We start from the raw sequence: 10,305 nt of genomic DNA, 5'->3' as shown, positions 1-10,305 counted from the left end.
TACTGAATCGGTATCTCGACAGTGTGATCGATGCCACTGACCAAGAGTCGTGCCTGGCCGGGTGCAAAGTCATGTGCGAGGCGGGTATGTGGTCAGGCTATCTGCGCGCGCCTGTATGGTGTTATCGGTTGTAGTTGTCCCTATTGGATTGGTGGACGTAGACAGACATGAAACTGTTCCTGGATATCCTGCTGGTCATCACCAGCTTGCTCCTCATCGCCTTGGTGCTCCTGCATCGCGGTAAGGGCGGCGGTTTGTCGAGTCTGTTCGGTGGCGGTGTCCAGTCCAGCCTGTCCGGATCGACTGTTGTCGAGAAGAACCTCGACCGGTTGACGGTCTTCACCGCGTTGATCTGGCTCATCTCGATCGTCGGCATCGGCCTGGAGATCAAGTTCGCCTGATTCTCGGCTCATGACTTACAGCCGGTAGTTTTTCACACACGAATTTCAGACACGGAACCCCGCCTATCGAGCGGGGTTCTTTGTTTCGGTCGATAATTGTGTGATGACTGAAACCGCGTCGCATCGAGAAACACCGCGAGAAGCCACCGAGCCGCTACGCGAAGACATCCGGCTTCTCGGCGGAATACTCGGACAAATAGTGCGAGAGCAAGCCGGCGACGATGTGTTCGATCTGGTCGAGCGAGCCCGTGTCGAGTCGTTCCGAGTCCGTCGTTCGGAGATCGATCGCGCCGAACTGGTGTCGCTGTTCGCCGAAATCAGTACGGACGACGCCATTCCCGTCATCCGGGCGTTCAGTCACTTCGCACTGCTCGCCAACCTGGCCGAGGACATCCACCGCGAGCGTCGACGGGCCATCCACGTCAACGCGGGGGAACCGCCCCGCGACAGCACTCTCGCGGCCACGTACACCAAACTTGATGCAGCCGATATCGATTCGGCCACCGTCGAAGAAGCGCTTCGGGGCGCCCTGGTCTCACCCGTCATCACCGCTCACCCGACGGAGACTCGACGCCGTACGGTGTTCGAGACGCAGAGTCGGATCACCGAGTTGATGCGATACCGCGAGCGCACGGCGCTGAGCGTCGCAGAAACCGCTGATGTCGATCTGCAATTGCGCCGTCAGATCCTGACCCTGTGGCAGACGGCTCTGATCCGGCTCAGCCGCCTCCGCATCCAGGATGAAATCGAGGTAGGCCTGCGCTACTACGACGCAGCGTTGTTCGAGGTGATTCCGAAGATCAACGCCGAGGTTCGCAAAGCTCTGCGCACTCGTTGGCCGGACGCCGGGCTCCTGCCGGAACCGATCCTGAGGCCGGGTTCGTGGATCGGCGGTGACCGAGACGGCAATCCGTACGTGACCGGCGAAATCGTCCAGCGCGCCACGTCGCGCGCTGCGGCGACTGCTCTCGAGCATCACCTCGAGGAACTCGAACATCTCGAGCGTGAACTGTCGATGTCGGCGCGGCTGGTTTCCGTCACGCCCGAACTCGATCTGCTGGCGTCTACCTCCGGCGACGACTCTGCCTTCCGGGCCGACGAGCCGTACCGTCGCGCGATTCGCGGTATCCGCGGGCGCTTGAGCGCCACAGCACTGACGGTACTGGGGGAGTTGCCCGCCCACGGTTCCGACGACGGACTCGAGGCGTACACCGACCCGGCACAACTACAGCGGGATCTCGGAATCATCGACACCTCGTTGCGTCGTTTCGGTGACGAGACCATCGCCGACGATCGACTCGACCGGCTCCGAGAAGCGGTGGAGGTGTTCGGCTTTCACCTGTCCGGTCTGGACATGCGGCAGAACTCCGAGGTACACGAAAGCGTCGTCGCAGAACTTCTGGCGTGGGCCGGAGTTCACCCGGACTACGCGTCCTTGCCGGAAGCCGATCGAGTCGAATTGCTGTCGGCCGAGTTGACGACGCGGCGACCACTGACTTCGCCGGACGCCGAGTTCAGCGAATTGACCACCAAGGAACTGGCCATCATGGCGGCCGGTGCCAAGGCAGTGCGGGTTCTCGGAGCGGGCGCAGTACCCAACTACATCATCAGCATGTGTACCTCGGTCAGTGACATGCTCGAGGCCGCAGTGCTGCTCAAAGAGGTCGGGGTGCTCGATCCGGGCGTCGGTAGCGAGCCCTCGTGCCCGATCGGCATCGTGCCGTTGTTCGAGACGATCGAGGATCTGCAGGGCGGCGCCGACACATTGCTGGCGACGCTCGACATCCCGATCTATCGTGCGATCGTCCGTTCCCGTGGTGACAGTCAAGAAGTGATGCTCGGGTACTCCGACTCGAACAAGGACGGCGGGTACCTGGCAGCCAACTGGGCGCTGTACCGTGCCGAACTCGACCTCGTCGATGCCGCGCGTAAGAGCGGAATCAGGTTGAGGCTCTTCCACGGCCGCGGCGGAACCGTCGGACGTGGCGGCGGACCGAGCTACGAAGCGATTCTGGCCCAGCCCCCCGGTGCAGTCGCTGGTTCTTTGCGAATCACCGAGCAGGGTGAGGTGATTGCGGCCAAGTACGCCGAACCGCGCCTGGCGCATCGCAACCTCGAAACACTCATCGCCGCGACTATCGAGTCGACGTTGCTCGACGTAGAAGGTCTCGGCAGCGATGCAGACGCGGCCTATGCGGTACTGGACGAGCTCGCGGCCCTCGCCCGCACCGCGTACAGCGAACTGGTGCACGACACACCAGGATTCGTGCAGTACTTCGAAGCGTCCACACCGGTCGCCGAGATCGGAGCACTCAACATCGGCTCTCGTCCGGCCTCTCGCAAGCAGACCAAGGCGATCTCCGACCTGCGAGCGATTCCCTGGGTGCTCTCGTGGAGTCAGTCTCGCGTGATGCTTCCGGGTTGGTACGGAACCGGCGCCGCGTTCGAAAGATGGATAGACGGAGACGACACTCGGCTTGCCACGTTGACGGCCCTGTACGAGAAGTGGCCGTTCTTCCGAACCGTGCTCTCGAACATGGCCATGGTGATGTCGAAGTCGGATCTCGGTTTGGCGGCCCGGTACGCGGACCTCGTGCCCGACGTCGAACTGCGCGATCGAGTCTTCGGAATGATCACCGACGAGCACGAACGCACAATTCGCATGTACAAGGCAATCACGGGCAACGAGAACCTCTTTGCCGACAACTCGGGCCTCGAGCGTTCGGTCCACAACCGGTTCCCGTACCTCGAACCTCTCAACCATCTACAGGTCGAGCTGATCCGTCGGTACCGTTCCGGCGACGAGAGCGATCAGGTGCGTCGGGGTATCCAGCTGACGATGAACGGCCTCGCCACTGCGCTTCGTAACAGTGGCTAGGTAACAGCGGCTGGTTCTGCAGGTTTACCAGGGTGTGCATGCGGCGACTCTAGAGCTGTCGCACGCACACCCAACGCTGCGCACCGGACCGAACGGGGACCGCAGTGGATCTGCAATTGGACGGACGAACTGCCGTCGTTACCGGCGCGGGAAAAGGTATCGGGTTGGCGATCACTCGGGCCCTGGTGGCCGAGGGAGTCCACGTCGTCGCGGGCTCGCGGACGCTCTCGCCGGAACTCGAATCGCTGCAGTCCGGCGGCGCCGTCACCTTTGTCGGCGTCGACCTCGCGAGTGTCGAAGGATCAACCCGACTGCTCGAGGTTGCAGCAGCGAGGGGCGGCGTCGACATCCTGGTCAACAACGTCGGGGCCGTCACCCCGAGAACGAGCGGTTTCGCGGCCATCACAGACGAAGAGTGGGCGGCGTCGTTCAATCTGACGTTCTTGTCGGCTGTACGCACTGTTCGCGCTGCGCTGCCGGAGTTGATCCGCCGAGGTGGCGGGAGCATCGTGACGATCAGTTCGGTCAACGCATTCTTACCTGACCCCACGGTGATCGACTACAGCGCCGCCAAAGCGGCGTTGACCAACTTCTCGAAGTCGTTGTCGAAAGAACTGGGCGGGCAGGGGATCCGCGTCAATACCGTCAGCCCTGGCCCGGTGCAAACGGAGTTGTGGCTCGGCAAGCACGGAGTGGCCTCGACGCTGGCGAAGGCGAGTGGTTCAGCCGCCGACAACATCGTCGAAAGCGCCGCGGCCGGAGCCGAGACTGGGCGGTTCACCTTCCCCGAAGAGGTTGCCGACCTGGTGTTGTTCCTCGCCAGCGATCGTGCGGGGAACGTGACAGGCGCGGATTTCGTGATCGACGGCGGTCTGATCAAGACCTTGTGATCATTGCTGCCTGAAACCTGATCATGTGCGCGACGGTCGACGACGTGATGCACAGGATCACTGCGGACGCGATGACCACCCACAGTCCCCACCCGATGGACGGTCCGGCAGTGTGCCCTGCGAACTCGGTACTACGTCGCACGATGGACGCGGCGTTTCCGACGGCAACGATCAATACCGCGATTCCGACCAAAGGGCCGGTGCAGTGATTCTTGATCTCGGGCGTGACGTCTCGAACCATGAGGGTGATCAGCGCGGTCACCGCGCAGAGAGCGAGGACGAGAGTGATCACTCCGCATTCGTCGATACCACTGTGGTCCAGCGCGGAGGATGACGTCCACGGGCCGAGGCTTCCGGCGACGATCCCGGCGCACGCCCAGAGCGATCCGATGAGGCTAGGTCCGAAACGGTCGGGCATTAGGGAGGGAATTGCGCGGGTCGACGGCGTCTGAAACCCGAAGGCGCGTTGGTGATCCGGCTGATTGGGTGTGAACGTCACGGGACGGACCACCTTTCCTCCGCGGCGTCGAGCCGCCCAATCCAATGCTTTTCCGGAGTCTAAGGGCCGCCCAGTTCACTTTTGCCGAATCGAGCGAAATTGATCGAACCGGCGCTAGGGCTCGAGCAACTCGGCGTGAGAATATTCGTTGCGGCCCGCACCGACGAGGCGCTTACTGATCAAACGGCGTCGTGAACGACACTGGTTTGCCAGCGGCGCGCGCGTACGCGATCTCTCGGCGCGTGGACTCACCGATGTATCCGCGAGGGTTGACGACCAGAACCCGATCCGCGAGGTCGATCTTGCGCAGATGGAGCGCGTCGAGCAGGATCTTCTGCTCGACAGAGACCGCCTCGTCTGCTTCAACCGGCGCGACGACGATCACGCCCGCGAACGTCAGGTCGCGGTTCGCCTCCCACATCTCTTCAGCGAATCGCGCAGAGCCGCAGATACATACAATCTCAGGTCGATCGGGCACGGTTCAGTCTCTCATCGACGCGAGAGCCCGCGGCCACACCAGTCTCGTCAGATTTCTTCGGCAACGCACCCCAGCTGTCAGTGAACGAAGTCCAGAGCTTCTTTGATCCACGCGTTGAATTCGACGTTCGAACTCGTCCCGGTTCGGTCGACGACGATCCATCCCTTGCTCATCGGCTTACCCCGCATCTCGGGCCAACTTGCACCCTTGTGCGTCAGAAGCTCGTCGACTCGATCGGGGTCACACCGAACCATGATGTTGCCGTGTGAGTTCGCACTGGCGGCCAGCTTCCCGTTCACCATGAAGCTCAGCCCACCGAACATCTTTACTTCCTCGACGTCGTCCTCGCCCGAGAGCGCATCGCGGATACGCTCAGCCAGCGCTTTGTCGTATGCCATGGAGGCCTCCTGGGGTGGAGTTCCAGGTTAGATCAGATGGCGCAGGTACGTGTGCGGGTCGTGAAGGAACCGCTGCCAGTTCGAGACCAGATCGAGGTCCTCCCAGCTCGAGGCTCGGATTCCCCATTCTCCGATCTCGAGCAGGTTGGCGTTCGGCAGCGCCGCGATGATCGGCGAGTGCGTCGCGATCACCGCCTGCGCGCCGGATTCCACCAGCTCGCCGAGCAGCGCGGCCAGTGTCAGGGTCCCCTGGAAGGAGAGTGCGGCATCGGGTTCGTCGATGAGATAGAAGCCGCCGTCGGAGGTCCTCAACGACAGGATCTCGAGCAGCGCCTCACCGTGGGAGAGGTGATGGTAAAGCGGTTCAGGTCGCTTGGGATTGGGGTTGTCCTCCAAGTACGTGTACAAACCGTGCAGGGTTTCGTCTCGGAGGTAGTACGCCCACTTCGATGCTCCGGGACTCCGCTCGATCACAAGGTCGAGGCCGCCCGGTTCACTCGATCGAGTCTGATGCCGCGTATTGGTCGACCCGCCTTCGGCGTTGAGACCGAGAACGGCGGCAATAATTTCGATGACGGTCGACTTTCCCGCTCCGTTTTCGCCGACCAGAATGGTGACACCCGGTGGAAGCTCGAGACCGTCCTGAACGATCTGCGCGACTGCAGGCACCGTCATCGGCCAGCTGCCTACGTCGGCGCCCGACGATGGCCCGGCCTTGATGCGGCGGATGGGTTGTCTCTGCACGGCCATACGTTCTCACAAGGCTCCGACGAGAACGGACGTTAGTGGCGCTGCGCGAGCAATTCGACGATCCGAGCCACGAGATCGAGAGGGATCGGTTTGTTCAGCGGGAACTTCACCGTTGATTTCGCAGCCCGGTAAGGGTCGACGGACTTCTCGAACTCGGCGTCGCCCGCCGGGAGCGGGTACATCGAGATGTGGTTTTTCCAGCCTGCGAAGTGAATCAGGTTCTTTCCGTGCACCGTCATGGTCGGCATCTGATAGCTGATGGTCTCATCGAGGCCTGGAACCGTGTTGTGAATCGTCTCGCGGATACTCTCGAGGGCTGGTTGCACGTCGGTGGGAAACGAAGCGATGTATTCGTTGATCGTCGCGAATTCGGCCATGCGCGGATCATAATCGCGCTCCGACTCCCAATTGCGGCGACTTGGGGGACAAATGAGACCATTAGGTATGAAAAATCTGGAACCTTGGGAGTTCGCCGGCATGCTCACGCATCTGCGCGCCTACCTGACCAACGCAAGGCGCTTTCTGCGGGGGTGGTCTTACCGCGAGGTAGACGGCTCGTCGGAAGATCGTTGACTAGTCACGTTCAGCGTTGGTAATGCCAGAAATCGGGGCGGCTGCCGTCCGCGTCGGTGAACCCGTATTCCGTTCCGAGTTCGCCTGAACTGACCGATCGCTGATTCCATCGCTGTCGATTCGGATCGGCAGCGATGGCCGCGATCGCACGTCCGATGAATCTTGGCGACTCGGAGCGTGCGAAATCCGCGGGCGCAGTCGGACCATCCCGCTCCGGCAACAGAGCGTCACGCCAATTCGATTCGCCGACACCAAAATTGTCGAGCATCATCTCCGATCGCAGGAACCCGGGAGTGATGGCGACGGCAGTACAGCCGAACGGGGCAAGTTCGTGGCCTTGCGAAAATGCGAGCCTGTTCACGGACACCTTTGCCAAGTCGTAGAACACCGAGATGCGATAGTTCGATGCGTTGTATTCGGTAGTGCCATCGGTTATTTCGGCGACCAGTCCGCCTGGCCGATCGGTCATGAGCGGCAGGAGGTGGTGCGACGTGGTGATGTGGGTGTCGATTGCCAGACGCAAGATGTGAAACCCCTTGTCCAGATCGTGTTCCCATACCGGCGTGTTCCACTCCGCCGGCCCACCCTTGAGTAATTCCGCGCCCCAGATGTCGTTGACCAAGATGTCGATATGGTGATAGTCGATTCGCAAGCGTTCGGCGAGATCAGCCACTTGTTTGCTCTTGAGATGATCGACGGCAATCGGCACGCCGACGCCGCCCAGCTCGGTGACCAACTCTGCCGTCTCTTCGATGGTCTCTCCGCGCGGATAGTCCGACTGAAGAATGCCGGCAGATGTGCTCCGGCCAGTGCAGATGACGGTTGCACCGGCCTCGCCCAATGCCGCGGCGATTCCGCGTCCGGCGCCCCTCGTCGCCCCGGCAACTACAGCCACTCGCCCGCGAAGTGCGTCCGGATTCGGTGTCCACGACATTGTTCGATTGTTCTCGCCTGGATTGCTTCGTTCAAGAGTGAACGCGATCTGCGGAACCGAACGTTACTTTGCGGCGTCCAAGGTAGTAATCACTCGGATGAAGGAGGCAGCGGGAGAGATGAATCGTTGTGTGGGGCGCAGTGCCGGTTGGAGAAACGGGATCTCGGGATTGAGTTCCGTTCCGTCAAAAGGAAATTCGCATCGGATCCGGACTCGGCGGGTAGTCGAAAGTCGCCACGGTGAGAAAGTCGTCGACGTACCACCAAGTCGGGAATCGCCCGAAGACGATTCCCGACCGGTGTGAAATCAGTTCTGTGAAATCAGATCAGGGAAGCTGCGAGGCAGCGTCCGTATCGAGGAACCAACGTGTCGCAACCAAACCGGTGGCGCCGGCGGACGGCCAGTCGTCGGCCGAAGCACCTCCGACGGCTTTGGCAACGGCCTCGGCCTTTGCAGCACCCGAGACGAGCAGCCAGACCTCTTTGGCTCGCCGAACAGCAGGCAACGTGAGGGTGATCCGCACCGGTGGCGGCTTGGGGGAGTCCGTCACCGCGACTACGAAACGCGCTTCTTCGCGAACAGCGTCGGTGTGCGGGAACAACGAGTTGACGTGTCCTTCGCCGCCCATGCCGAGCAGGTGCACGTCGAACGTCGGAACCTGATTCCCGTGTGCCTGAGCGCCCAGCAGTTGTTCGTACGCCGTCGCCGCCCCGTGTGGATCACCGTCGTAGATACCGTCGGATGCGGCCATCGCATGTACCCTGTCGGGATCGACCGGCACATGATCGAGAAGCGCCTCACGTGCTTGCACTTCGTTCCGCTCGGGATCGCCGGACGGCAGGAACCGCTCGTCGCCCCAGTACAGATCGATCTGCGACCAGTCGATGTCGCCGGGAGCTTCACGCAACTTCTCGAGAAGTGCGATGCCGGTTCCACCGCCGGTCAGCACGATGGACGCGAACCCGCGAGCCTTCTGGGCATCGACGATGGTCGTGACCAGGCGTGCGGCGGCAGCGTCGACAAGTTGGCCGGCGTCTGAAAACTTCTCCACGACAACATCACTCATAGGTCACCTTCTCCAATCCGGCCAGAGCTTCTTCGTAGATCTCGTCCGGATCGAGCCGACGCAATTCCTCGGCGAGGCAATCGCGTGTCTCTCGACGACCCAGAGAAACCAGCGCGTCAGGCTGACCGGTGCGGATCAACGTTGCGGTCGTGCCCTCCTGCGGACGACTGATGGAGATACTGCGGGTCTCGAGCTTCAACTCGACCGTCAGCTCACCCGTACGTCGAATGACCGGACCGTCGATCTTGGCCGCCAACCAACCGGCGAGAATATCCAGTGCCGGTTCGGTTTTGAGACCGGAGACCACCGCTGAGGTGATCTTCTCGTGCGGCGGCTGATCGAGAGCCGATGCGAGGAGCGCGCGCCAGTAGGTGACGCGACTCCAGGCGAGATCGGTATCGCCGGCGGTGTACGACGCGAGTCGCCCCTTGATGGTGGCGGTCGGATCGGGGGCGCCGGTGGCATCGGTGATGCGCCGTATCGCGAGCTTCCCGACGGGATCCTTGGCCGGAATCTCGGGTGCCTCGAGGGGCCACCACGCGACTACCGGTGTATCGGGGAGCAGGAACGGGATGACGACGCTGCTCTCGTGGTCCGCCAGGGGACCGTAGAGACGCAGCACGACAACCTCCGAGGCGCCGGCGTCCCCGCCGACACGGATCTGAGCATCGAGCCTGGGCTCACTCTGCTCGTCGCCACGCAGAAGCACGATGACGCGGCAAGGGTGCTCGCGGCTTGCTTCGTTGGCGGCCTCGATGGCTTCCTCGGCATTCCCGGTGTCCCTGGTGCAGACGACGAGCGTCAACACCCGTCCCAAGGTGACAGCGCCGCCGGTCTTACGGACCTCGACCAGTTTCTTGCTGACCTGGACCGTGGTGGTGGACGGCAAATCGAGAATCACTAGGGTCGCCTCCATTCGCGTCCGGTGCGTTGCATCATTTCGTCCGCAGACGGTGGTCCCCACGTTCCGGCCTCGTAGGGTTCCGGCTTACCGCCGGCAGCCCAGTGCTCGAGGACGGGATCGAGGATCTCCCAAGACAATTCGACTTCGGCATTCACCGGGAACAGAGACGGCTCGCCGAGCAACACGTCGAGAATGAGCCGCTCGTACGCCTCCGGAGACGACTCGGTGAAAGCCTGGCCGTACGAGAAGTCCATGTTGACGTCACGGACTTCCATGCTCGATCCGGGAACCTTCGAGCCGAACCGCATGGTGACGCCCTCGTCGGGCTGCACGCGGATGACCAGAGCGTTCTGGCCGAGGTCTTCGGTCATCGTCTTGTCGAACGGTAGGTGCGGTGCACGTTTGAACACCACCGCGATCTCGGTGACACGGCGGCCGAGTCGTTTGCCCGTGCGCAGGTAAAACGGCACCCCCGCCCAGCGGCGGGTGTCGACCTCGAGGGTGATGGCGGCAAAGGTCTCCGTGATGGAGTCC

Annotated in this window: 12 protein-coding genes and 1 pseudogene; 4 read left to right on the top strand and 9 right to left on the bottom strand. The window is 62.1% G+C overall.

From position 1 onward, the window contains the following. Positions 1 to 167 precede the first annotated feature (167 nt). The 3 genes from secG (at position 168) to RWT78_RS24280 (ending at position 4,169) form a co-directional block, all read left to right on the top strand. Positions 168 to 401 carry a preprotein translocase subunit SecG gene (secG, locus tag RWT78_RS24290; protein ID WP_003944946.1) on the top strand — a complete coding sequence of 78 codons (234 nt, stop codon included), beginning with the start codon at positions 168 to 170 and terminating at the stop codon, positions 399 to 401. A 103-nt stretch (positions 402 to 504) separates the two neighbouring features. Continuing rightward, a complete protein-coding gene (ppc, locus tag RWT78_RS24285; RefSeq protein ID WP_314681502.1) occupies positions 505 to 3,279 on the top strand; it encodes a phosphoenolpyruvate carboxylase in 2,775 nt (924 codons plus the stop codon). A gap of 104 nt (positions 3,280 to 3,383) precedes the next feature. After that, positions 3,384 to 4,169, top strand: a complete 786-nt coding sequence (locus RWT78_RS24280) for an oxidoreductase (RefSeq protein ID WP_314681500.1) — start codon at positions 3,384 to 3,386, stop codon at positions 4,167 to 4,169. Here RWT78_RS24280 and RWT78_RS24275 read toward each other — a convergent pair. From RWT78_RS24275 to RWT78_RS24255, 5 genes are all read right to left on the bottom strand, one after another. After that, positions 4,156 to 4,668 (bottom strand): hypothetical protein, encoded by a 513-nt coding sequence (locus tag RWT78_RS24275; protein ID WP_242430721.1) that lies wholly within the window; start codon positions 4,666 to 4,668, stop codon positions 4,156 to 4,158. The genes RWT78_RS24280 and RWT78_RS24275 overlap by 14 nt on opposite strands. A 172-nt stretch (positions 4,669 to 4,840) precedes the next feature. Further along, positions 4,841 to 5,089: a hypothetical protein gene (locus tag RWT78_RS24270; RefSeq protein WP_314681496.1), complete on the bottom strand. Its 249-nt coding sequence runs from the start codon at positions 5,087 to 5,089 to the stop codon at positions 4,841 to 4,843. Between the two features lie 134 nt (positions 5,090 to 5,223). Then, complete coding sequence (locus RWT78_RS24265; RefSeq protein WP_003944891.1) at positions 5,224 to 5,544, bottom strand: TfoX/Sxy family protein; 321 nt, start codon at positions 5,542 to 5,544, stop codon at positions 5,224 to 5,226. 27 nt (positions 5,545 to 5,571) lie between these two features. Then, positions 5,572 to 6,294, bottom strand: a complete 723-nt coding sequence (locus tag RWT78_RS24260; RefSeq protein WP_314681493.1) for an AAA family ATPase — start codon at positions 6,292 to 6,294, stop codon at positions 5,572 to 5,574. Between the two features lie 32 nt (positions 6,295 to 6,326). Then, complete coding sequence (locus RWT78_RS24255; protein ID WP_003945013.1) at positions 6,327 to 6,671, bottom strand: iron chaperone; 345 nt, start codon at positions 6,669 to 6,671, stop codon at positions 6,327 to 6,329. Between the two features lie 67 nt (positions 6,672 to 6,738). Between RWT78_RS24255 and RWT78_RS24250 the strand changes: the two genes are divergently transcribed. Then, positions 6,739 to 6,867, top strand: a complete 129-nt coding sequence (locus RWT78_RS24250; RefSeq protein ID WP_003944934.1) for a hypothetical protein — start codon at positions 6,739 to 6,741, stop codon at positions 6,865 to 6,867. 10 nt (positions 6,868 to 6,877) lie between these two features. Here the strand turns inward: RWT78_RS24250 and RWT78_RS24245 are convergent, their stop codons facing one another. The 4 genes and pseudogenes from RWT78_RS24245 to RWT78_RS24230 form a co-directional block, all read right to left on the bottom strand. Beyond that, positions 6,878 to 7,801: an SDR family oxidoreductase gene (locus RWT78_RS24245; RefSeq protein WP_003944989.1), complete on the bottom strand. Its 924-nt coding sequence runs from the start codon at positions 7,799 to 7,801 to the stop codon at positions 6,878 to 6,880. A gap of 325 nt (positions 7,802 to 8,126) precedes the next feature. Beyond that, the gene (gene pgl / locus RWT78_RS24240; protein WP_003944853.1) at positions 8,127 to 8,867 is read right to left on the bottom strand and encodes a 6-phosphogluconolactonase; all 741 of its coding nucleotides are present in this window, start codon (positions 8,865 to 8,867) and stop codon (positions 8,127 to 8,129) included. Further along, the gene (gene opcA / locus RWT78_RS24235; protein WP_003944921.1) at positions 8,860 to 9,768 is read right to left on the bottom strand and encodes a glucose-6-phosphate dehydrogenase assembly protein OpcA; all 909 of its coding nucleotides are present in this window, start codon (positions 9,766 to 9,768) and stop codon (positions 8,860 to 8,862) included. Before opcA ends, pgl begins: the two co-directional genes overlap by 8 nt. Next, positions 9,768 to 10,305, bottom strand: a pseudogene (locus RWT78_RS24230) (glucose-6-phosphate dehydrogenase); the annotation flags it as partial. The pseudogene RWT78_RS24230 and the gene opcA, both read right to left, overlap by 1 nt.

The sequence above is a fragment of the uncultured Rhodococcus sp. genome (assembly GCF_963525155.1).
GTDB lineage: Bacteria > Actinomycetota > Actinomycetes > Mycobacteriales > Mycobacteriaceae > Rhodococcus_F > Rhodococcus_F qingshengii.
Note: the sequence above shows the minus strand (reverse complement) of the source record. Positions and strands in the feature narration are given on the sequence as shown.